The following is a 22908-nucleotide window of genomic DNA, read 5'->3' on the forward strand; positions in this document are numbered from 1 at the left end:
ACTGGGATGTAGCCAAGTGGTAAGGCAACGGGTTTTGGCTCCGTCATACGAAGGTTCGACCCCTTCCATCCCAGCCACAGCATCCGCCGGGTGCGGGATTGTCCCGCCGGTGCGGTACGCAGGATGAAAACGCCTTTGTTGTGAAACGGCCCGGCGGCACAGGCCTGCACCGTCCGGGCACGCGTTGGCTGCTGGCCGCAACAGGACCACACATGTACAGCGATCTGAAGATCGTCACCGGGTCTTCCAATCCGGATCTGGCCAAAGCCATCTGCGACCACCTCGGGTGTCAGCTCACGCCCACGCTGGCGACCAGATTCAGCGATGGTGAACTGCGTATCGAGATCGGCGACAATGTGCGCGGTGATGATGTGTTTGTGGTGCAGCCCACCTGTCCGCCCAACATCAACCGCAATCTGGTGCAACTCTGCCTCATGCTGGACGCCCTGAAAAGAGCCAGCGCGGGCAGGATTACCGCTGTGATTCCCTATTACGGCTATGCCCGCCAAGACCGCAAGGTTTCGCCCCGCGCACCCATCAGCGCCAAGATGGTGGCGGATTTCATCAGCGTGGCCGGGGCCGAGCGCGTGGTCACCGTTGACCTGCATGCCGGGCAGATTCAGGGATATTTCGACTGCCCGGTAGACAATCTTTTCGCTGTTCCGGTCATGCTGGAGGCCCTGCGCCAACTGGACAAGGAAAACCTTGTCATCGTTTCCCCCGATGCCGGTGGCGTGGAGCGCGCGCGGGCGTTCGCCAAGCGCCTTGACGCTCCCCTGGCCATTGTGGACAAGCGCAGGGACAAGCCCAACCAGGCACAGGCCATGCATGTCATTGGCGATGTGCAGGGGCGTCTGGCCGTTGTGGTGGACGACATGATCGACACTGCGGGCACACTCTGCACCGGAGCGGAAGTTCTGCTCAAAAACGGCGCCACCAAAATTGTGGCCTGCGCCACCCATGCCGTGCTCTCCGGGCCGGCCATTGAGCGTATCAACGCGACCGAGGCGCTCTCGCAGGTCTTTGTCACGGACACCATCCCCCTGGGCGAAAAGCTCGAAAGCTGCTCCAAGATCACGGTGGTTTCCGTGGCGGCCCTGCTGGGAAAAACCATCCACAACATCCATACGGGATCTTCGGTCAGCGTGTTGTTTGTGTAGCACCGCTCCGGGAGCGGAACATTTGGAGGCCGGGAGCCATCACGCAGAGACCTGCGCCCGGCCAGAAAGAATTTTTCCGCCTGTCGGCGGCAAGCAAGGAGTGACGCCATGAGCATTGAAAAAACATTGAGCGTGCAAAAACGCGAAGGCAGCGGCAAGGGCGCCAGCGGCCGTCTGCGCGCGCAAAAGCTGATTCCCGGCGTGTTTTACACCCCTGACGGAAAAAATATTTCCGTTCAGGCTCCCAGCCTGCCTCTGGAAAAGATGTACGGCGAAATGGGGCACACCACCGTGTTCAACCTGGAAATTGACGATCAGGGCAAAAAAACGGTGTATCCCGTACTCATCTGGCAGGTGCAGCAGCACCCCTACAAAAAAGCCTTCACGCATATCGATTTTTACGGCGTGGATCTGGACAAGCCCGTGACCGTGGAAGTGCCTCTGGAATTTGTGGGTGTTTCGCGCGGCGTCAAGCTGGGCGGCGCGCTTGAAACCTACCGCGAATCGGTGCGCCTGAGCAGCAAGCCCATGGACATGCCCAAAAAAGTCACGCTGGACATCAGCGACATGGGCATCAACGACACCATCAGCGTGGCGGATCTTGCTCTGCCCCCCAATGTCCGCGCCGTATTTGACCAGAATTTTGCCCTGGTCAGCGTCATTGCCAAAACCAAGGAAGACGAGGCCGCCGGAGCCGAGTAGAGCATGGCTCACAGTCCGGACGCCCTGCAAGGGACGCGGCAAGGCCGGTTTCGCACGGAACCGGCCTTGCCGCGTCCTGCCCCGTCCCGCATGGTGCCTCTGGGCAGGGCCACACTGGAAGTGTGGGACAATACCGGGGCCGGAAGCCTGCTCTTCTACCCCGGAACCATGCTTTCGCCCCTGCAGTACCGCCCCCTGCTCCAGGCTCTCCACCAGTCGGGATTCGCCGTGGCGGGGCTGCACCTTACCGGGCACGGGGTCAACAGGCACAGCGTGGGCTTTACCTTTGACGATTTGTTGCGCGATGGCCTGGAAGCGGAGAAGTGGCTTGCGGATGCGGGCCTTGGCCCTGTCGCTGTTTGCGGACACAGCCAGGGCGGCATTCTGGCTCTGGCCCATGCGGCAACGTCCCCAAGCCTTGCCGCAGCCCTGCCGATCAGCGCCGTACTGCCCCAGACGGATGCAGCCGTGACCCTGACCCGCTTTGCGCCGCTGGCAGCGCACAGGCAAAAAATTCAGGCAATTATGCGCAGCGTTGCCCGCCACCTGCCGCGCCTGCCCCTGCCCCTGCAGAGCTATCTTTCCACCCGCAGGATCGTGGCCGGAGCGCGGCGTTGCGTCACCAGCCGCGCGCGCGTCAGGCTGACCTATCCCCTCATTTTTCTGGACAGCCTGTTTTCCGCGCGCGTCAGCCATGCTCTGCGCTGCCCCTTGTGCCTGTTCAGCGCTCGTGATGATGCGCTGTTCACCCCGCACCTGACGGAAAACCTTTTTTCGCATGTACAGGCGCCGGAGAAAAAGCTTGTCTGGCTGCCCGGCGGAGGCCATCTTGCCACCATGAACCCACCCTTGTGCCGCTTTGTCGCCCGCCACGCGGCAGCTTTTTGCGCAGGCCTGGGGCTGCCTGTAAGACTCTTCGACAGCGGAGCAGATGATGGACTATGACGGTCTGCTTGTGGGCCTGGGCAATCCGGGGCCGCGCTATGAACATACCCGCCACAACTGTGGGTTTGCCCTGGTTGATGCCCTGCTCCGCCTGGCCGCGACAGAAGGCCGTGCCGACGAACTCAACGGCGCAAAATTTTCCTGTCTGCTGTGGCGGGTGCGCCTGCCCCTGTTGCCCGGCCTCTGGCTGGCCGCCAAACCCCAGACATTCATGAATCAGAGCGGCATGTGCGTACAGCCCCTGCTGGCCTGGCACAAAATCAGCCCATCCCGGCTGGTGGTTGCCCACGACGAACTGGATATCCCCGTTGGAGAACTGCGCTTCAAATGCGGCGGGGGCAATGCCGGGCACAACGGCCTTGCCTCCATCACCCGGCAGTTGGGCACACCGGATTTCTGCCGCCTGCGCATGGGTATCGGCCGTCCCCCCCACAAGGGAGATGTTGTCAACTGGGTGCTGGGCCGCCCCGATGCCGAAGACGCGGCAAAACTGTCCGCCGCGCTGCCGCCAGCCCTGAACGTTCTGGCAAGCTTTGCGACCCATGGACGGGAAGAAGCCGTGCGCGCCGCAAAGAACGCATAACCCGCTTTGCAAAAAAATATTCCCCGGCCACGGAAAACTTTTTCAACTGGACGCCGCCCCGCCTTTGGGCTATTCTTCCCAAAGAGTTGGCTTCAGCACCTTTTGCATCCTCAGGCAACGCAAGCTGTCCGGTTTCGCGCAGGCTGCCCTTCGCGGGCTTGGTGAAGACATGTTTTCTCCCAACAATCTCGTGGTATATCCGGCCCAGGGCGTGGGCGAGATAGAACGCATCGAAAGCCGGAATATCGGCGATGCGGAATGCCGATTCTACATTGTGCGCATCCGGGCCAACAATGTGACCCTCATGGTGCCGGTGTCCAACGCCGACCATGTGGGCCTGCGGCCTCCTGTGCCTGCGCCCCGCGCGCAGGAAATTCTGGACTCTCTGCACGGCGATACCGAAAAAACCGTACACACCGGGCAGAACTGGAACCGCCGTTTTCGCGAATATTCCGAACGCCTCAAGGATCCGGAACTGGGCGTGGTGGCCGGGGTATTGCGCGAACTTCTGCTCATTGGCCGCCAGAAAGAACTTTCCTTTGGCGAACGGCGCTTGCAGGAACAGGCCATGAGCCTTGTAACCGGAGAGCTTGCCGTGGTTTTGCAGCGCGATGAAGACCAGTTGCGCAGCGACCTGCTCGAGCGCTATGCCCCTCCGCCCGCTCCCGAAGAAGCCCTGTAGACCTGCCGCTCCTCCGGATATTTTTTGCCTTGCCGCCTCCGGAGTGCAAAGCCCCCGTCACAGGCCGCAAAAGATCCGGAAAGCATTTTGGCCGCTCCCGTATTTTTTTCTTGCCATGCGGGAAAAGATAGGCTAATCGCAAACCGCATATCCCCTTATTGCTTATTGTCCCCTGCCACATACGTTTTCCGTCGGGTGTCACCGCACCCTGTTGTTTCGTGTCGTACAAAAAAACCGGATGATTATGCGCAAGAAGAAAGCATCTCCCCCCCTGTTGAGCGACAGCACCCTGAACCTCACCGACCTGAAAACCCGCAGCATGCAAAACCTGATGGAACTGGCCGAGCAGTATGAAATCGAAAATGCCAGTTCCATGCGCAAGCAGGAATTGATTTTCGCCCTGCTTTCGGCCTGCTCTCTGCAAAACGGCGCTATCTACGGCGACGGTGTGCTGGAAATTCTGCCCGACGGATTCGGTTTTCTGCGCTCGCCCCTGTCCAGCTACATGCCCGGCCCGGACGACATTTATGTTTCGCCTTCGCAAATTCGCCGTTTTTCCCTGCGCAAGGGGGATATTGTTTCGGGCCAGATACGCCCGCCCAAGGAATGCGAACGCTACTTTGCCCTGCTCAAGGTCACGGAAATAGGCCTGGAGCCGCCGGAAAACGCAAAAAATCTCGTTCTGTTCGACAATCTCACGCCCATTTATCCCGACCAGCAGCTTGTCATGGAAAACGGCGAGAAAAATCTCGCCAACCGCGTTGTGGATCTGATGGCGCCTGTCGGCTGTGGGCAGCGCGGGCTCATCGTGGCCCCGCCGCGCACGGGCAAGACCGTTCTGCTCCAGTCCCTGGCCAATGCCATCAATGCCAACAACCCCGATGTCTACCTCATCGTCCTGCTCATTGACGAGCGCCCCGAGGAAGTGACCGACATGGAGCGCACGGTCAAAAAGGCCGAAGTGGTCAGCTCCACTTTCGACGAACCGCCCCAGCGCCATGTTCAGGTGTGCGAAATGGTGCTGGAAAAGGCCAAACGCCTGGTGGAGCGCAAACGGGATGTGGTCATTCTGCTGGATTCCATCACCCGCCTGGGCCGCGCCTACAATGCGGTCACCCCGTCATCGGGGAGGGTACTCTCCGGCGGGCTTGACGCCAACGCCCTGCAGCGCCCCAAACGCTTTTTCGGCGCTGCCCGCAATATCGAGGAAGGCGGCAGCCTGACCATCATTGCAACGGCCCTCATTGATACCGGCTCCCGCATGGATGAGGTCATCTTTGAAGAGTTCAAGGGAACCGGCAACATGGAAATCTACCTGGATCGCCACCTTGCCGAAAAGCGCGTATTCCCGGCCATTGACATCAACCGCACGGGAACCCGCAAGGAAGACCTGCTCCTGCCCGAAGACGTGCTCAACCGCGTCTGGATTCTGCGCAAAATCCTGGCTCCCATGTCGTCCATCGACAGCATGGAGTTTTTACTGGACAAGATGCGGCCCACCAAGTCCAACAGGGACTTCATGAATGCCATGGGGAAATAGGCGCGCGGCAAGGGGTGTGCGCCTGATGCTTTCTTGACCTTTCCCCCCTGTCACGCGTATCCTGCGCGAAAGGCCAGCGATGCGGCGCGCAGCCCCGCTGCCCCTTTGCGGACAGTGCTTTTTTCCGTTTCGCCCAACACATAACGGAGACGTCCCCATGTTCGGCCTCGGCATGCAAGAAATTCTGCTTATTCTGGTGATCGGCCTGCTGGTTTTCGGTGCCAACAAGCTCCCGGAAATCGGCGGCGGGCTGGGACGGGCCATACGCAACTTCCGCCGCGCCTCCTCGGAACCTGACGAAATCGACATCACCCCCAAAGACAGAAAAGCCTCCCCTGCCGATGATGCTGCGGCGCGGGACGGAGTTTCCGCCGACAAAAGGCCATAATCCCGGCGAGCGCACGGAGGACGCGCCATGAAAACAGAACAGCTGTCCGTTTTTCTGGAAAACAAGGCCGGACGCCTTGCCGAAGTCACCCGCACACTGGCCCAGGCCGGAGTCAATATCCGGGCGCTCTCCCTGGCGGACACATCCGATTTCGGCATCCTGCGCATGATCGTCTGCGATCATGAAAAAGCCAAAAACGCCCTCAAGGAAAAAGGCTTCACCTTGGGCCGCACCAGCGTGGTCGCAGTGGAAGTGCCGGACACTCCGGGCGGCTTGGACTCTGTTCTGCAACTGGTGTCGGAGCACGGCATCAATGTGGAATACATGTATGCCTTTGTGCAGCGCGAGGCCGAAAGCGCGGTGATGATCTTCCGCTTTGACAAGGTGGATCACGCCATCGAAATTCTCACGGCCCACAACTTCGTGGTCATTCCCGCCGAGCGGCTCTGCGCCCGCTGATCCCCTCAAAGGGAGTATGTTTTTGCGGCGCAAGGCCGCATCCTTGCGGCAACATGTTTCGCAAGGATGCGGCCTTGCGCCGCAAAACTGTCAGCATGGCGTCGCGTTGCCCGCGCAGATTCTTCATGCAGGGAGCAACAAGAGAAGAGTTCTTTTCAGAAACTCCAAGCCACTCCCAAGCTCACCAAGGACTGATCATAGGTGTAGATGGCGCTGTTGGACGCATTGCACGTATACTGGTACATGGCCTCCACAGCCCAAGCCTCGGTGATGTTCCATGTCAGGGCCGCACCCAGACGCCACTTGTGATCGTTGCGGGCATCTGTTTCCAGAGCCGTGCCGGGGCCGTGATACCAGTCGTACTCATATGCAGCAAAGGGCGCCAGTTCAAAGCCGACGGGCAGCTTGAACAGTGCCCGTGCCGCGAACTCCCATCCATGATAGCCGTAGTCGCGGTGGCGCGGCGTTTCGGCCCCCACATGGCTTACGCCCAGCACAATTTCGTGGTTTTCCTGCCCAAAAAAACGCCGCACATGCTGCCCCACGGACCAATACGCCCCATTGCGCTCGTCGGCGCGGGAATACATGCGGGCATTGAGCGAGCCGCGCGAAATGAGCTGCCATTGTGGTGTGACAGCCCATATCCACGCAGCCTCCGGCCCCACGGCCGTGATGTTCTGATACCACTCATAATCGAAAACTTCGCTCTTGAAGCGCAGGTCAAAAAGCGTTGTGGAGGTCAGGTGGCGCAACCCTACTGCGGCCCGCCCCCAAAGGGAGGTGCGGCTGTGGCTGTCTTCCAGCGCAGAGTTGCTGTTGCCGCGCGCCTGCGCCCACACATCCCCCACCAGCCACCAGGGCGTATCCCGTTCGGCCTTCCAGGCCAAATCCGCATTGGCCCCCAGATACGCGCCCAGAGTGGATTCGGCCTTTGCGTCGGGAACCTCCACACGCCAGATGCCCAGGTCCATGGATGATGAGGCGGGGCCCAAGTTGGCATTGGAATCGTAAAGAATGCCTGTGCGTACCCGGCCGTGGGCCTGCCAGTGGCTGTAGCGTTTTTCCAGAGAGTCCAGCAGGTTTTCTCCTGCTTTCTGACCGGAGGCGTCCTTCAGGGTACCGGCTGCGGCCAGCGCGCGTTGTGCGCTCCCGCGGTCGCCAAGGGCCATGTAGGCATGGGCCAGCTCCCCGTAGAGGGAGCTTTCGGCAGGATATTTCTCCAGAAGGCGCTCATAGGCCATGACCGCCTGATTGTAACGGCCCGCGCGCATGGCGCTGCGTCCCAGATACAGATGCACGGCATCATCATCGGGATTTTCCCGCAAGAGGCGCATGAAGGCCTCATAGGCCGCGTCATATTTTCCCTGCTCCAGCAGGGCGGCAGCCCGCTGCCTGTCGGCGGATCCCGCTGTTTCCGGCGCAGCCGCAGCCAGCCCGACGTCAACAGCCATCAGACACAGCACAGTCAAGGCAAGGGCACGCAACATGCCGCACACTTTTTGCATTTCCATGACTCCCTACTGCTGCTGCCCTGAAAACGTGCCGGTCAGGTGGAGGGGGGGCACCCCCCCAACTATTTCATACGAACCGCTGATGGCCAAGCGCCCGGAAGATACTGCCGCCGTGCCGTTCATGGTTCCCTGATGTGTGCTATCGGCAAATCCCCCCGCCGACAAGGCGCCGCCGGAAATCTGCCCGCTGCCGCCGCTCAAATGATACGTGTCAAGAAGCATGACGCCGTTTGTGATACGGCCGGAGCCAAGATTGACATTGAACTGAAAAGAGCCGTCGTGATTGAACCCAACAGGGCGAACCAGCGTGCCGGACACAAAAGCCTCCGCTGACAGCGGTTGCGGCGCAAGGGCGGCCACAGGCGGACTGGACTGCACAGGCAGGCTGCTTCCTGTCAGAATTGTCCCGCCGGGCGCGGCGGCCACGGGCGCGGCGGAATCCCGCGCGGGATCGCGGGCGGCAATCTCTCCGTCAATGGCTGCCATGTCCTCCGGCAGGAGGGGCACAAGCCTGCCGTGGGGAACGGTAATCTTGAAACCCGTGGGCACAAGGACGCCGTTGACGTGAACCTGTCTGGTGGTGTTGGCCACATAAACAGTGGTCTGCCCTTCGCTCACCCGGACAGTGAAAATGGTGCCGCGGATGCCCACCGTGGCTTCGGGCGTGACCACGCTGAAGCCATCGGGGTTTTTCTCCACGATTTTTCCGGTGATGAAGCGGGCCAGCCCCTGCCCCATGCGCACGGCAAGGCGCGGCTTGCTGCTTTTTGCAACAACGCCTTCCAGTTGCAGGCGCGTACCGGAACCAAGGGATACCGTGCTGTCGTCCTCCAAGAGGATCTGTGCCCTGCCCGTGGCGTCGGTGGACAGAACATCCCCCTCCATGACCGGGCTTTTGAGAGCCAGCGGCACACTTTGCCCGCCCCGCTCGGCCTGCACCCCGGCCTTCCAGGCGATGACCTGCCCCACTTCGCCGCACCAGCCGAAAGAGGCCCAGAACAAAAGGCCCATGACGGTCACACATATTTTTGTCATACAAGACCCCCTTGTCACACGGCGCGCCGCACCCGAAAAAAATTCAGGAAACAGGAAAAACGCCCATGCTGCCATAATAGGCAATTTTTCGCTGTTTTTCAAGAAAAGCACGCCTGCTCTCCTTGTGCAAAGGGGCGCGCTCTATTTTTCGTCCATGATCCAGATACCGTTCCAGTTTCCCGGCGGGCGGGCACACAGACTCCGGCATCGCTCGTGGTACAGGCCAAAAAGCGTTTCCAATCCGGGATGCCGCCGGGCCAGATCCGCAAAGACCGAGGCCGCCTGCGCAAAATCCCCCTGCGCGTACCGGCCGCGTGCGACCTCCCATTCCTCCGCCGCTATGCCCCACGGTCCCTGATTTTCAGAGCGCAGAGGCCAAAACACGCGCACAGGCAGTGCCTTGCCCTTGACCCGCAGTTCGTCCAGCAACACAAAAACAAAGTCCTGGCCGCAACGCAGCGCGGTATCGCCGCTGACCAGCGCCGGAGCACCGTACCTCTTGCACAGGCTCTCCAGACGCGCGGCAAGGTTCACGCTGTCGCCAATGAGCGTATAGTTGACAAGATCGTCAGACCCCATGTTGCCCACATAGGCAGGGCCGGTATGTATGCCCGCGCCCATATGCAGGCGGACGCCGAAATGCTCCTCCATGCGCGCGTTGAGGTTGACCAGTTTTTCCTGCATGGACAGGGCTGCGTCCACAGCCAGCGCCGGATGCCCCGGAACGTCCAGAGGCGCGTTCCAGAAGGCCATGAGTGCATCACCGATAAATTTGTCCAACGTTCCCTGCCGCTCACGCACAATGGCGGTCATGGGGCTGAAATATTCGTTCAGCAGGCGGACAACATGCTGCGGAGGCAAAGACTCGGAAAGAGACGTAAAGCCGCGCAGGTCAGTAAACAGGATGGAAAGTTCCCGCTCTTCCCCGGCCAGCAGATCTCCCTGGTGCTCGGTAATGCGCCGAACCACCTCGGGCGACACATACCGCGAAAAAGCCTGCCGCAAAACACTCTTCTGCCTTTCCTCCTGCCAGAAGCGCACACTCAGGAGCGCTCCCCCGCACAGCAGCATGCAGAGCAGGGCATACAACGGAGAAAAAAACAACCCGTGCAGAAAAAGAGCTGCCGAAGTACCCACGGCCAGAGCCGCCAGAACAAGCGAGAGGGGCGCATAGACGCGGGCGCGGGAAAAGCCGAAGGCCGCTGTGGACGCCATGCCCACCAGCAGAATGACCAGAGCGTGTGCACCGGGCATCCAAGGGGGGTGACGCACAAAATTGCCGTGCAGGATGGCCTCGATGGCTTGGGCATGCACCTCCACGCCGGGCATGATCCGGTCGTAGGGTGTGGCCCGGATATCCAGCAGGCCGGGGGCCGAGGTGCCCACAAAAGCGATGCGGCCCTCCAACGCCTCCCCGGTAATATGCCCTTCCAGAACACGGGCTGCGCTCACATAGGGGCAGGTTCCCCTGCCGCCCTGAAACACGACATGCATGAAACCCTGCGGGGACACAGGAACGGAAAGTTCGCCGATGGTCAGGCGTTCCAGCCCGTCCGGGCCGGAGTCAAGGCGCAGGCTGTCCACGTCCTGGGCGCGCATCAGCGCCGCTGCCGCCAAAGACGGATATATGCTGTCGCCAAAGCGTACCAGCAGCGGCAACCGGCGCACCGTTCCGTCAGCATCGGGCGACACGTTGACAAAGCCCACAGGTGCCTTGTCCACAAACTGCGGCAGGGGCAGAACAGCATCGGGCGCATCTGTCAGCGCCTGTTCGGGGGGCGGCGCACCCCTGCTGCCGCGCGCGATCAGCCCGGGAGCACGCGGTTTCTGCACTGCCCCCTGTGCCGTGGCGCCAGGGGCGTGCCCTGCAATGTCGACCCCTTGCCCCGTGATCTCGGCGCCTTGCCCTGAAACGCGCCGCCCATCGCCAGACGGAAACGTTGCCAGAAGCCCGCCGCGCGTATAGTAGGCATACGCGCCCAGAACCGCTGGAGACCTGCCGAGGGCTGCGGCAAAAAGCGCGTCATGATCCGGCAGGGAGGCAAGCAGGGCAGACAGTTCCCGCGTTGCGCCCCCGCCGGATTCTGCCTGCGGGAAGGCGAGGCCGCGCTCCAGATTCTCCCTGATACGCGCGGGCGAAGTTCTGTCCGGCTCGGCAAACATGATATCAAAGGCCACGGCCGCAACGCCGCTTTCTGTCAGCCTGTCCAGAAGGGCGGCCAACAGGTGGCGGGGCCAGGGCCACTGGCCGTACCGGGCCAGAGAAGCCTCGTCAATATCAATGATGACCAGGGCATCGGAACGCCGCTCCTCCTTTCGCAGGGGCAGGAGGAGATCATAGGTCTTCAGGTCAAGGCGCTGCAGCAGGGCAGGCTGAACCACATACAGCGCAAGAACACCCAACGTGCAGGCAAGCCCCGCCAGAAAGGCGAAAGCCCGGGGATGACGCGCCAGCCGCTGCCCGGCTTCCACAGCCTTTGCCGCCGCCCGGACAAAACCGGAGTGGGGGGGCTTCATTTCTCTCCAGCGCCTGAAGCATTTTCCCCGGCAGGCGCAATGGCCCCGCCACAGGACTGCGGCGTATCGGGAAAACGTTCGTAAATGCGCTCCACCACATCCATCATTTCTGCCATGCACTGTACCAGAAAGGGATCAAAATGGCTGCCCGCATCCCGACGCAACACCTCCAGAGCTGCGGCATGGGTCCACGGCTCCTTGTACGAACGCGGAGAAACCAGAGCGTCAAAAACATCGGCAATTGCCGTAATGCGGGCAGAGAGAGGAATATCCTCCCCGGCCAGCCTGCCCTGGGGGCCAGCCCCCGCATACCCCTGCCCGTTCCATTTCTGGTGGTGGTGCAGGGCAATGTCGCGCGCGTAGGCCATATACCCGCCGTCCGCGCACCTTGCCCCCGGAAGCAGGGGATCAGATTCCAGAATTTCCGCGCCGAGCCGCGTGTGCTCCCGCATGACGGCAAATTCCTCATCGCTGAGCTTGCCTTTTTTCTTCAGCAAAAGGTCGCTCACCCCCACCTTGCCGATATCGTGGAGCATGGCCGCCATGCGCAGCAGGCTCTTGACGTGGCGGGTTTCGTCCGGGTCAAGGCCCAGTTTGTTGGCACGGAGTTGAAAAATCTCCGCCGCAATGGCTCCCACACGTTCGGCATGCGGCCCTGTTTCTGTAGGGTCGTGCACCGCCGCCAGCCGGATAAGCCTGTAAATGCCGGAGCGCACCAGAGAGCTGCGCTCCAGAATATTGGCAATCTCGCGGGCCAGTACGCGTACATGCCGCTCCATATCGTGGGTAAAGGCGCGGGGCAGGCCGCTACGGGCATCAAGGCTGTTGATCAGTTGCAGAACGCCGGTAATCCGCCCTGCGCGGTCATAAAAGGGAATCACAAGCATGGACCGGGTGTGATAGCCGGTGGCCTTGTCATAGTCCTCCCGGAAGGAGTACGGCACTCCGGGCGGCAGGGAACGCACGTCAGGCAGATTGAGCGTCTGGCCGGTGAGCGCCACAAAACCCGCGATGGAGCGGTCGTCAATGGGCAGACGGGAGGAGGAATAGGCGTACTTGGACGCAGTATCCACGGAAAACAGACTGTCGTTGTGGGTATAGGCGAAAAGCAGTTCCTGCCCCTCGGCCAGAAAAATGGTGCCCGCATCGGCCCGCGCGATCTCCCGCGCCTTGAGCAGAATGCGGTCCAGCAGAGTATTTTCGTCCTGATAGAGCGCAAGGCCGTCCAGAAAATTGTCCAGCCATGTGCTGGACGGCACAGACTCGCGGGAAAAAGCGGAAGGTTTGGCGGCGCGGGGCAGGCTGATACGCAAGCCCTCGCGCGCGAAAGAAAAATTCTGCCCCGCCTTGCGGCTTTCGGCAAGGCCGGTCTTTTGCAGGCGATCAAGCTCGCAGTCTGTCCTGTCCGGAGCATGGTGCGAAAAAATGATATCGCCAGCGCCCGCCTCGCGCGCGATATCCCGCCAGTCTTCCCAGCAGGAATGTCCCCACCCCGGCCGGTAGTCGGAACGGGAGTACATGGCGTCCACCACGGCCAGATCCGCGCCGTACAGCATGTCTGCCGTGGTCTGGCGCACGGCCTTGTCTTCCGTAATTTCGTGGTCTCCGCTGTACAGAAACACCGCGCCGTCGGCCCGCAGCCTGTAGGCCAGAGAGTCTCCCGGATGGTTGGCGGCCAGAGCCTCCACCACAACATCTCCCTGCCTGCCCAGGCGCACCATCTGCCCCGGCTCAAGGCCAGTCCGCACGATATGCCCCTGAAAAGCCCTGAACGGGATGGGAAACATGCCGTGGGAAAAATATGTGTCCAAAACGCCCTCTATCCAGGCGGGGAGGTAGATATGGGTCGTCCAGAGCGGAGAATGCAGGGGGGCGAAAAAACCCAGCCCCTGAATATGATCCGTATGGGCATGGCTGATGAAAAGATGGCAGACTCCGCTCGGGGGCAAACCGTCCCCCCCCTCGCGCAGGCCGGTACCGGCATCGAAGAAAAGCAGACTCCCGTCATCGGTACAGACCTCGACGCAGGAGGTGTTGCCGCCGTAAAAAGACATGGCTGGCGACGGTACCGGAGTGCTGCCGCGCACTCCCCTGAGCACAATTTCCATATACCCCCCCAGAGCCGTTCCGCCGTATGACGGGAATTAAAGCAGGATAGCGGGAAAAAAAGATTCTTTCAATGCCGTCGGCAAAGCCTTGCGGCTGTCCGGCAACGCGGCCCCGGCATTCCGAACCCCGCGCGGACGAATGGCGGAATCCGCACCAAAGGCACCAAGCCCCCAAACCGGCGATTGCGCAACTTCAGATCCGCGCTTCCAGAGAGCGGGGCGAGAGATTTTGCAGAAAGGTCAGCAGGTCGGGCACATTGTGCCCCCGGCAGGCAAGATAGCAGCTCACATACTGCCGGTGGGTCAGATGCACTTGATAGATGGGATAGCGCCGCCGGGCCGCAGCAAAAGGCAGGTTCAGGGCCTTGCCCACAGCCGGGTGGATGGGCAGCCAGAAATCTTCCAGCGGGTGGCGGTAGGCGGCGCGCACACTGTCCGGCAGGCCTCCCAGTCCCAGCAGCCGCAAAACACTGTCGGCCACATGGCAAACGAGCTTCCGGCCCGGATGGTTGACCGTGATGAAAAGCTGTTCCTCCTGCCAGAAACGGCGCAGCAACGGCGCACAGCGAACGGGGCTTGCGGCTTCCTTTTCCTCCTCCCGTGCCAGGGAGTCTTCGGCGCAGGCGGCCAGATCCGCCGGGCTGCCCAGAAGCGCCGGATCCCCCCGAAGATAGAGAGCCATGACCTGCTCCGGCGCAAGCCCCCGCTCCAGCAGGTTTTCCAGCAGGCTGTCCGCAAAGTTGATGCTTTCGCTCCGCATCCAGAACGGCCAGTATCCCTTGAAAAAGAGATTGGGGATCTCCAGCGTTTGGCATGAAGCGGGCAGGCGTTGCAGCAATTCCCCGCTGGAAATGTCCCCCCACTTGGGAGCAAGCTTCTGGTACAGAAAAAGCGCGCACTGCCCGATATCCGCCGGGTCAATGCCCTGACGCGTGTAGTTGACGTACTGACGGATATGAAAGCGCCGCGCAAAGGCCGGACTGTTTTCCAGCAAAGGGCGCAGGGCATCGCCCTGACAGTTGGCATGCAGAAGGCAGAGAGCACGGGCCATGACGCCGACCACCCACGCCGGGCGCTACCGCTCCCCGACTTCCCTGTACATGGCGCTCTGCGCGCCTTTTTCGGCCACGGTGACACTGTGCAGGCTGACCATGCGGGCCTGGGGATCAGCATGCCCGGCCAGTTGCGCGGCCATGCCCCGCCAGATATGCCGCGCCAGATTTTCCGACGAGGGATTCAGGCGGTCAAAGGGCGGGGTTTCGTTGAGCAGGCGGTGGTCCAGAGCTTTCAGCACTTCTTTCAGGCAGGTCTTGAGCACCTTGAAGTCCAGCAGCAGTTCCGTATCCGGCGCGAGTTGCGCGCCCTGCACGCAAACTTCCACGGAGAAATTGTGCCCGTGCATGCGCTCGCACTTGCCCGCATAGTTGCGCAGGGCATGCCCGGCGGAAAACTCGTCACGCACCGTAAGCAGCCAGAAAGCGCCGCTCATGACATGATCCAGGCAATGATGAATCCCGAAACAATGACCACGGCCACAGCCAGCACAATGCGCACGTTTCTGCTCCAGGCCAGCGCTCCGCCCTCGGCCTGATCTTCTTCATCGTCCGCATCAAGGTCGGCCATGAGGGGATCCTGCGGAGGGGAAGAAGGCGGCTTGCGGATATCTTCGGGCTGCGCGGACATGGAGCTTCCTGTCGGGTTTGTGATTGCGCGGGAGGGCCGGAGCATAGCATGTATGCCCAGGAAGTCAAAACCGTGGCGGCACGGCGTTTTTCGCCTGTTGACCCATGTTTTCCTCTCTGCGAACATGCGGCATGCAGTGGCCCACAGTTACCGTCATGACCGCCTGCGGCCCGGCACAGGCCATCGCCCCGGCAGTCATCTCCGCCAGTCGTGCAACAGACATTCCCGCCTTCTATGCCCCCTGGTTTTTCAACCGGCTGCAAGCGGGGCATCTGCTCTGGACCAATCCCTTCAACAGGCGGCCGCAGCATGTGGCCCTGACACGGGCGCGGGCGCTGGTGTTCTGGAGCAAAAATCCGGCTCCTTTGCTGCCCTTCCTCTCCCTGCCTGCAGAAAAGGGAATGGCCTGCGTTCTGCACTTCACGCTCAATGACTATGAGGATGAGGGATGGGAGCCGCATCTGCCGCCTCTGGAACAGCGCGTGGAGACCTTTCGCCGTCTGGCGCGCCTGCTGGGGCCGGAAAGGCTCGTCTGGCGTTTTGACCCTCTGCTGCTGGCCGGTCATCTGGCCCATGCCCCGGACGCCTGCAAGCTGCTGCTGGACAAGGTGGAGCGCGTGGGCAGGGCCATCGTTGGCTGCACCCGAACCCTCATCTTCAGTTTTGCCGACATTGCGGACTACCGCAAGGCGCAGTGCTCCCTGCGCCGCAACGGGCTTGCCTGGCGGGATTTCACCCTTCCGGAAACCGCCTTTGTGGCTCAGGGCATGGCGCGCATTGCCGCATCTCTGGGCATGCAGGCCCGCGCCTGCGGCGAGGCGACCGACCTTGCGGCCTGGGGGGTGGCACGGGCCGCCTGCCTGGATCCGGAACTGCTGCTCCGCGCCACGGGCAGGCATCCGGACATGCTGCAAACGGCAGGCGCGCATTTGCCCTCCCTGCCCGGCCTGCCGCCCGCTCGCGGCTTTCGCCGCGACAGGGGGCAGCGCCCGCACTGCCGTTGCCTGCCTGCCAAGGATGTGGGGCAGTACGACACCTGCCCCCACGGCTGCGTGTATTGCTACGCCACCCGCTCGCGCCAGACCGCACTGGCCCGTTGGCAGACCCACGATCCCCGTGCGGAAAGCATTGCGCCCACAGCGCACTTTCAACGCAGGGACGGGGCCAGCTAATCCGCCCCCCCAAAGGTAGCCTTTGAAAGCAGAATAGGTGTAAGCGGATACACAGTTGCGGACTGAGGTCGTGCAGGAAGCACTTGCAAAAAGCGGTGAGGCCGTCTCTGCGTGCAGAGATCGCCAAAGAAGGCGTGAATGAGAAGAAAATGATATTGCAAGCATGCGCATCGTTCAGCATCAGCACACACTGCTTTCGGCATGAGGCGAAGCGCATAGACGACAATGCCGGAGTCGCGGAACTGCTTTTGGCCCTCACCCGGGCTCAGTGCAATTGGGGATTTGCCCTGTGCTTTTTGTTCCTGCGCAACGTCAAGGGCTGCGGCTGGAACCACAAACGCGTATACCGCATTTAGCGGGAGCTTGAACTGAATTTGCGGATAAAGTGGAAAAATCCGGAACAACTGGCGGTTCCTGAAACCGCGAATCAGGCATGGTCAATGGACTTTATGCGCAACCAGCTTCAAGATGGCCGCTGTATCCGCCTCTTGAACGGCATGGAGACTTTGACCGTTTCCGTTTTTCGGGGGGATTACACTGCTTCCTTGCCCCCAAGACGGCTGTAGAGGTACTTCAGGCCGATGGTCATATTGGCCTCAAGGTTACTGAAAAGTTTTTCTTCGTCTTTTTCCCGGATGGCATCCACTATGTTCTGGTGATGGAGGATGGATTCTTCACGGTAGTCATAACCATAGATATGGGTGTTGAGGAAGATATCGATATGTTCGTTCAGGATATTAATGATGTCCTGTATGTGTGGCATGTTGGCGATGGTATACAGGTAGGCGTGAAATTTCCGGTCGTGGAAATAGAAATTTTGCGGGATGTTGATTTCCTTCAGAGAAGTGTTGACCATTTTCTGAAGGCTGGAAAGATGGTGTGTGTTGGCCTTGCTCATGGCTTCGGCTATGGCCAGCCTTTCGATGGTCAGGCGCGTTGTGTAAATGTATTCCAGCTCCTGAAGGGAGGGGGGCGATTTAACAATGGCCCCCTTGAAAGGGATGTTCTCGATAAGCCCCGAGCGATCAAGGCGCATCAGAGCATCACGGATCGGACCTCTTCCCAGTCCCAGTTTCTGTTCCAGTTCCGAAAGAATCAGTCGTGACCCGGGTAAAAACTCCCCGGACAGTATACCGTCCCGAATCATTTTGTAGGCAATCAAGGACTTAGTGGTGGATTTTTTCATGGACTCTAAACCATCAGATTTTTGTTTGGCTCTAGACCATCAGGTCTTTGTTCTTTGACACCAAAAGCTTGAGGCTGGCGAGAAGCTGGGGCAGCGTTTGGTTGTAGCGCCATTCGCACTCCTTGAGGTGGAGTTCGAAATTTCGCTTCACGCCATTAAACTTTGCCAGACGGCGTTTTGTAAAGCTCCAAAAGGCCTCAATACCATTGATATGAACCGATTTTTCCGCAAAGTGTTTGGATTTGTTGATACGAAAATGTTTGTCGAACCCAACGTCCACCAGTCCGTCGTAGCCCTTCCAGCCGTCGGAATGGACAATGCTTTCAGGGGAAACCTTGCCCCTGATGATGGCCTGGAGCGTCTTGGCCGAGCAATCAGCGACCAGTTCAGTGTAAACCGCGCCGTCACGCTCATAGATGCCGAAAACCGGCTGCTTGAGCGTGCCCCGGCCCCTTTTGCGGGGGCCGGGGCGCCCGCGAACCCGTGCAGGGCCAAAGAAGCTTTCATCAACCTCAACCACACCAAGTATTTGTTCCTTTTGTGATACTTGGTGAAGATAAATCAACCGCCTGAAGGCCAGAAAATACCTGTTCACGGTCTTTCTGTTCAGCTTCAGGAGCAGAGCTGTTTTGGTGGCATCGATGTCGATACAAAAGCATTCAATAATTTTTCCGGCCTTGTATCGACTTAACTTGCTGTTTTTAAACATTTTTCTAGCCTGTCAGGTTTTATCCTGATGGTCTAGAGCCTTCTAAAAATGGACCAGTGATATTTTTAAAAATATTTTATGAAATCTTGACAAAAAGGCGGGGATCGCCCACTCTGAGCATATAAGAAAATTTCTTTTGATCAATGCCGGGACCGCTCGGCAGAAGCCTCACCACCAATATAGGGCATGGCCCCGCCAGAACGATCCGGACGTTCTGTGGTCATATCGGGCTATTTTGTTCTTCATCTCTTATTTCTATGGAGGCATCATGAGAATTTTCCGTTTGATTTCCCTTTTCTGTCTGATGGCCGTGATGCTGGCTTCTGTGGGCTTTGCCGCGACGGTCATCAAAATTGCCCACCCCAACGTCCCTTCCCATCCCGAAGGTCAGGCCTTTGAACTGTTCAAATCTGACCTTGAAAAACGCTCCAAAGGCACTTTCAAGGTGCAGATTTACGACAGCTCCAAATACGGCAACTTTGACGCCGTGGTACAGGGCCTGCAGATGGGCGTGCTCCAAATGGGAGCCGATGCGCCCAACAACTTCTCTGTGTTCAACCCCAAGCTGATGATGTTCGACATGCCTTTTCTGATCCCCGACTATGAAAGTTCGGACCTGATCACTGACGGACCTCTGGGACAGGAACTGGCGAAGGCTCTGGAAAAGAACAATATCATGGGGTTGGGATACATTGAAATTGGCTTCAGGAACATTTTTAGCAGCCGCCCTGTGCGCACGCTCGAAGACGCCCGCGATCTCAAGATTCGCTCCACCCATTCCAAGGCCCACATCGCCATCCTGAAGGCGCTGGGCATGAACCCCACCCCCGTGGCGTGGGGCGAAGTGTACACGGCTCTGCAGCAGAAAACCGTGGACGCCATCGACATCGACCTCAACCTTGCATGGTTCAACAAGTTCCCCGAAATCACCAAGCATGTGACCATGACCAATAGCTTCTACAGCCCGCATCTCGTACTGGTTTCCACGGCCTTCTGGTCCAAGCTTGATGCGCAACGGCAGCAGTGGATCCGAGAATCTTTCGGCGTCATGCAGAAATTCGAGCGGGAAACCATCCGCAAGAACGAAGCCATGATCAAGCAGAAAATCGTGGACCAAGGCGGCGAGATCATCGAACTTTCCCCTGAAGAGCGTCAGCGCTGGGTAGAAGCGACCAAAAGCATTGTCAAAGACTTCGCCGATGCCGTGCCTCCCGCAGTAATTCAGGAAATCAAGGATACCGTTCGTAAAAAGTAACTGACCGGGGCTCTTTCGGGGCCCCCACCCTCTCAAAAAGAAGGTGCCGCGATGTTCCATTTTCTTGATCGGTTCGAAGAAACGTTTTCCTCATTTCTTCTAACCTTGATGTCCGTGGCGATCATCCTGCAGGTTTTTTTTCGCTACTGCGTCTCCCACTCTCTCGATTGGCCGGAGGAACTGGGTAGATACCTTTTCATCGCCCTCGTTTATATCGGCTCAGGATACGCGGAACGCGAGAACAAGCATCTGGCCATCACCATCCTATGCACGAGCGGAGGTGCGTGGTGCGCGAGATATCTGCCTCTCGTGGCGCTGGGAGTGACGGCGACCTTTTGCGGGATGATGACGGTGTGGGGCGTGAACATGACCTATTTTGTCTGGAAGACCGGACAGGTCGCCCCCGCCATGCAGTTTCCCATGTGGATAGTCTACGCTTGCCTACCCTTGGGCATGACCTGCATGGGCATCCGGGCGCTCATCAAATTTTTTCGTCAGCTTTCTCTGAACAGACCCCAAGGGTCACAGGAGTAGTGGCTATGGAATGGCCTATTGCCTTGGCCGCAATCGCATTGGTCGCTCTCCTTATCTTGAGTGTGCCCATCGGCGTGGCCATCGGTTCAAGCGTTGTTGTCGCGGTGATGGCGGGGGATTTGCCCGCTGAGTTTTTACTGCAGAAACTTGTGCTCTCTCTGGATTCCTTTCCTCTGCTTGCGGTGCCCTTCTTCATCCTTTCTGGAGAGATCATGCAGAAAGGGAGCATGGCACAATCGCTGCTCGCCTTTTCCAAATGCTTGTTGGGGCATATCAGGGGCGGCCTCGCGCACGTCTCCATCCTCACGAGCATGTTTTACGGCGCGCTAAGCGGGTCCGCACCCGCCACCGTAGCCGCGGTGGGCGGCATCATGATCCCGGCGATGGAGAGGGAAAGCTACAGCAAAGACTTCGCATCCGCCGTCAATACGGCCTCGGGCTGCCTCGGGGTAATGATTCCTCCCTCGGTACCCCTTATCATCTACGGCACTACGGCCAACGTCTCTGTGGGTGATCTGTTCATCGGCGGCATTTTTCCCGGCATTTTCATTGGGCTTTTGCTGATGGTGACGAGCTACATCATCGCACGGCGGACGCAGACCGGGAACAAGGCCGCCCGCGCCCCGTGGCGTGAAACCCTCACGGCCTTTTCACGTGCCAAGTACGCACTGGTGGTGCCGGTCCTCGTCCTTGGCGGCATCTACGGTGGCATCACGACCCCCACAGAAGCAGGTGCCATCGCCGTCACCTATGGCTTCATCACCGAAGGCCTGATTCTGAAGACCCTGACATGGAAAGATGTCGTCGACATTTTTAAGAGTTCTTGCCTAACCACCGCGTCCATCTTTATCGTGGTGGCCACGGCTTCGGCCCTTGGGCAGCTGCTCATGATCTACAATATCCCCGATCTCGTCGTCCAAGTGCTTTCCGGCCTGACCGGGAGCAAGTACATCCTGCTCACGGCCATCATCGTGCTCCTGCTGATCATGGGTACGTTCATGGACGCGCTGGCCAACATTCTTATTCTCACGCCGCTCCTCCAGCCCTTGGTCACGGCGGCGGGCATCGACATGACCCATTTCGGAATCATCATGATCGTCGCTGTCTCCATCGGCTTCCTGACCCCGCCCGTAGGAGTGAACCTTTTCGTCGCCTGCGGCATTTCCGGAATTTCCATCGAACGACTGAGCGTGGCGGTACTTCCCTTCGTGGGCGTCATGATCGTGGGGCTTCTCGTGCTCGCCTTCGTTCCACAATTCTCACTGTTCCTGCTCTGAGATCATTATGGAACTGAGGCCCTCTGCGTGCCAAAAAGGAATGATCGGCATCGCCGGTCATGTGGGTGTGGGACACGCTTTTTCCCATTCCGGCTTTTTCCAGGAGGATTCTGGTGGCTTCGCCGTCCTCTTGACGCTGCTTGACCGGGCTTGCCCGCTTGATATTGAAATCGCCTCCGTCAGGGTGCTGGATGGCGAGCATGTGGTGGTGACAACGCGAGGGGGCGGCACCGGGTCGGCGTGGGCGCTGCACGGCTTCACCCCCTATGAGGAGAGCCTGATGCAACAGGCTGTCAGGCAACGTTGCGCCGCGCCCCAGACGCTGGCCAGCCTTATTTTCGGAAGAGTCTACGGGCAGGGAGCGGGTACGCAGGCCTGTGCCTTCTGCTTGGCTGCGGCCAAGGCGATGCTCGATACTGTGCGCACCGCTTGGCCATACACACTTGCTTCGGCCCCGGAGGACATGCCCAACAGTTGTGGCGAATATCTGGGCGGAGTGATTGATATCAACGGGATTCCCGCCTCGTGGCTGCTGACCATTAACGCCACCTGCGGTGGCATAGGGCCTAACGAGGACGCCGAGGGATGCGTTCCCATCGGCAACAAGGCACAAATCATGCGGGCACTGGACATGGAAAATACCCCCCTGCTCGTTTTGGAGGGGAAGGCGTATATGCCAACGCAGGAGCCTCCCCTTGCCCACAACGCCCTTTTCGTTCGCTGGAATGGAGAATACGATAATCCAGTTTCCGGGCAATGCTATGAGCGAGCGGCACGCGAAAGCGGCTATCCCGTCCTTGTGCAGTCCAATACCTATCCCCGGATGGGGACGTCCCTTTCGGAAGAAACGCAGCATCTTGGACAACGCATCGTCAGCCTCGGGGAAGCCTACGGCAAAGCGGAGACCGCTGCAGAAAAAATCGAATTGATGGCCGAGTTGGCGACCTTGTGCAGCCACGATGCCGGGGGCAGCATCTTCATGTCGGACGCTGTGCATCGCTATGCCGGAAACGGCGGATTGTGGCCGGGACTTGGGGCCATGCTGTCGCTCATCGTCACCGAGGAAGAAGCGAGGACGTGGAAGTCCCTACGCCTGACGCAGGAAGAGCTGGACATGCTGACCGATGTACTGGCGAGGGCGGCGAGCTATTTGTACGAGCGACGAGAGGAGGCCTTGGCCTTCGTGTCCGAGCGGCGCCCGCGCATAACCGGCGAAGACCTTCTGCGTATGATTTCCCGCCGTTGTGTAAGGTAGTCTCGACTTGATCTGACAGTATCCCTTGAAAAAGGGGGACTCCGTTTTGATGGAAGTATCAGACACACCCAACCGGGTGCCACGACCACGGAATTTCTCTGTGGGAAGTTAGATAGTGTCGTCAAACTATGAATCCTGTGATAATACCTCTTCCTGCATGACAGGAGAAGCTATGCGCGCACATCGACGACATGATATTTGTGACAG

At 59.5% G+C, this 22908-nt stretch carries 23 protein-coding genes and 1 tRNA gene; 15 read left to right on the forward strand and 9 right to left on the reverse strand.

What is annotated here, in order from left to right:
• Positions 1-2 precede the first annotated feature (2 nt).
• The 9 genes from EII23_RS05775 to EII23_RS05815 all read left to right on the forward strand — a co-directional run bounded on the left by EII23_RS05775 (position 3) and on the right by EII23_RS05815 (position 6459).
• Positions 3-77 (forward strand) — tRNA-Gln (locus tag EII23_RS05775).
• A gap of 135 nt (positions 78-212) precedes the next feature.
• Entirely contained in the window at positions 213-1160 is a 948-nt protein-coding gene (locus EII23_RS05780; RefSeq protein WP_124792464.1) for a ribose-phosphate pyrophosphokinase, read from the forward strand.
• A gap of 108 nt (positions 1161-1268) precedes the next feature.
• Positions 1269-1862 carry a 50S ribosomal protein L25/general stress protein Ctc gene (locus EII23_RS05785; RefSeq protein WP_124792440.1) on the forward strand — a complete coding sequence of 198 codons (594 nt, stop codon included), beginning with the start codon at positions 1269-1271 and terminating at the stop codon, positions 1860-1862.
• Positions 1863-1865: 3 nt separating this feature from the next.
• Positions 1866-2807, forward strand: a complete 942-nt coding sequence (locus EII23_RS05790) for a carboxylesterase (RefSeq protein ID WP_260424616.1) — start codon at positions 1866-1868, stop codon at positions 2805-2807.
• Positions 2797-3390 (forward strand): aminoacyl-tRNA hydrolase, encoded by a 594-nt coding sequence (pth, locus tag EII23_RS05795; protein ID WP_124792466.1) that lies wholly within the window; start codon positions 2797-2799, stop codon positions 3388-3390. The genes EII23_RS05790 and pth overlap by 11 nt, the downstream gene beginning before the upstream one ends.
• 169 nt (positions 3391-3559) lie before the next feature.
• Positions 3560-4072 (forward strand): CarD family transcriptional regulator, encoded by a 513-nt coding sequence (locus EII23_RS05800; protein ID WP_124792441.1) that lies wholly within the window; start codon positions 3560-3562, stop codon positions 4070-4072.
• A gap of 244 nt (positions 4073-4316) precedes the next feature.
• Positions 4317-5612, forward strand: a complete 1296-nt coding sequence (gene rho, locus EII23_RS05805; RefSeq protein ID WP_124792442.1) for a transcription termination factor Rho — start codon at positions 4317-4319, stop codon at positions 5610-5612.
• Positions 5613-5769: 157 nt separating this feature from the next.
• Complete coding sequence (locus EII23_RS05810) at positions 5770-6000, forward strand: twin-arginine translocase TatA/TatE family subunit (protein ID WP_124792443.1); 231 nt, start codon at positions 5770-5772, stop codon at positions 5998-6000.
• 27 nt (positions 6001-6027) lie between these two features.
• The gene (locus EII23_RS05815; RefSeq protein ID WP_124792444.1) at positions 6028-6459 is read left to right on the forward strand and encodes an ACT domain-containing protein; all 432 of its coding nucleotides are present in this window, start codon (positions 6028-6030) and stop codon (positions 6457-6459) included.
• A 155-nt stretch (positions 6460-6614) separates the two neighbouring features.
• Here the strand turns inward: EII23_RS05815 and EII23_RS05820 are convergent, their stop codons facing one another.
• The 7 genes from EII23_RS05820 to EII23_RS05850 form a co-directional block, all read right to left on the reverse strand.
• Positions 6615-7970 carry a M48 family metallopeptidase gene (locus EII23_RS05820; protein ID WP_124792445.1) on the reverse strand — a complete coding sequence of 452 codons (1356 nt, stop codon included), beginning with the start codon at positions 7968-7970 and terminating at the stop codon, positions 6615-6617.
• A gap of 6 nt (positions 7971-7976) precedes the next feature.
• A complete protein-coding gene (locus EII23_RS05825; protein WP_185702314.1) occupies positions 7977-9005 on the reverse strand; it encodes a FecR domain-containing protein in 1029 nt (342 codons plus the stop codon).
• 141 nt (positions 9006-9146) lie between these two features.
• Positions 9147-11522 carry a CHASE2 domain-containing protein gene (locus EII23_RS05830; protein WP_124792447.1) on the reverse strand — a complete coding sequence of 792 codons (2376 nt, stop codon included), beginning with the start codon at positions 11520-11522 and terminating at the stop codon, positions 9147-9149.
• Entirely contained in the window at positions 11519-13630 is a 2112-nt protein-coding gene (locus tag EII23_RS05835) for an HD domain-containing phosphohydrolase (RefSeq protein ID WP_124792448.1), read from the reverse strand. The genes EII23_RS05830 and EII23_RS05835 overlap by 4 nt, the downstream gene beginning before the upstream one ends.
• 193 nt (positions 13631-13823) lie before the next feature.
• A complete protein-coding gene (locus tag EII23_RS05840) occupies positions 13824-14681 on the reverse strand; it encodes a WcbI family polysaccharide biosynthesis putative acetyltransferase (protein WP_124792449.1) in 858 nt (285 codons plus the stop codon).
• 24 nt (positions 14682-14705) lie between these two features.
• Entirely contained in the window at positions 14706-15119 is a 414-nt protein-coding gene (queD, locus tag EII23_RS05845) for a 6-carboxytetrahydropterin synthase QueD (RefSeq protein WP_124792450.1), read from the reverse strand.
• Positions 15116-15313: a hypothetical protein gene (locus EII23_RS05850; protein WP_124792451.1), complete on the reverse strand. Its 198-nt coding sequence runs from the start codon at positions 15311-15313 to the stop codon at positions 15116-15118. Before EII23_RS05850 ends, queD begins: the two co-directional genes overlap by 4 nt.
• Positions 15314-15444: 131 nt before the next feature.
• Here EII23_RS05850 and EII23_RS05855 point away from each other — a divergent pair, with 131 nt between their 5' ends.
• Both EII23_RS05855 and EII23_RS05860 read left to right on the forward strand, forming a co-directional pair.
• Complete coding sequence (locus EII23_RS05855; protein ID WP_185702315.1) at positions 15445-16485, forward strand: DUF1848 domain-containing protein; 1041 nt, start codon at positions 15445-15447, stop codon at positions 16483-16485.
• Between the two features lie 149 nt (positions 16486-16634).
• A complete protein-coding gene (locus tag EII23_RS05860) occupies positions 16635-16841 on the forward strand; it encodes a hypothetical protein (RefSeq protein WP_124792453.1) in 207 nt (68 codons plus the stop codon).
• 176 nt (positions 16842-17017) lie between these two features.
• Here EII23_RS05860 and EII23_RS05865 read toward each other — a convergent pair whose 3' ends face one another.
• Both EII23_RS05865 and EII23_RS05870 read right to left on the reverse strand, forming a co-directional pair.
• On the reverse strand, positions 17018-17671 hold the full coding sequence (locus tag EII23_RS05865) for a GntR family transcriptional regulator (protein ID WP_124792454.1): 654 nt from the start codon (positions 17669-17671) through the stop codon (positions 17018-17020).
• A gap of 31 nt (positions 17672-17702) precedes the next feature.
• Positions 17703-18380 carry an IS1595 family transposase gene (locus EII23_RS05870; protein WP_124792455.1) on the reverse strand — a complete coding sequence of 226 codons (678 nt, stop codon included), beginning with the start codon at positions 18378-18380 and terminating at the stop codon, positions 17703-17705.
• Between the two features lie 268 nt (positions 18381-18648).
• Between EII23_RS05870 and EII23_RS05875 the strand changes: the two genes are divergently transcribed.
• The 4 genes from EII23_RS05875 to EII23_RS05890 all read left to right on the forward strand — a co-directional run bounded on the left by EII23_RS05875 (position 18649) and on the right by EII23_RS05890 (position 22701).
• Positions 18649-19635, forward strand: coding sequence for a TRAP transporter substrate-binding protein (locus tag EII23_RS05875; protein ID WP_124792456.1), 987 nt, complete (start codon positions 18649-18651; stop codon positions 19633-19635).
• Positions 19636-19749: 114 nt separating this feature from the next.
• The gene (locus EII23_RS05880) at positions 19750-20169 is read left to right on the forward strand and encodes a TRAP transporter small permease (RefSeq protein WP_185702316.1); all 420 of its coding nucleotides are present in this window, start codon (positions 19750-19752) and stop codon (positions 20167-20169) included.
• 5 nt (positions 20170-20174) lie between these two features.
• Positions 20175-21446 (forward strand): TRAP transporter large permease, encoded by a 1272-nt coding sequence (locus tag EII23_RS05885; protein ID WP_124792458.1) that lies wholly within the window; start codon positions 20175-20177, stop codon positions 21444-21446.
• A gap of 7 nt (positions 21447-21453) precedes the next feature.
• On the forward strand, positions 21454-22701 hold the full coding sequence (locus EII23_RS05890; RefSeq protein WP_124792459.1) for a hypothetical protein: 1248 nt from the start codon (positions 21454-21456) through the stop codon (positions 22699-22701).
• Positions 22702-22908 lie beyond the last annotated feature (207 nt).

The organism is Desulfovibrio sp. OH1186_COT-070, assembly GCF_003860215.1.
Lineage (GTDB): Bacteria > Desulfobacterota > Desulfovibrionia > Desulfovibrionales > Desulfovibrionaceae > Desulfovibrio.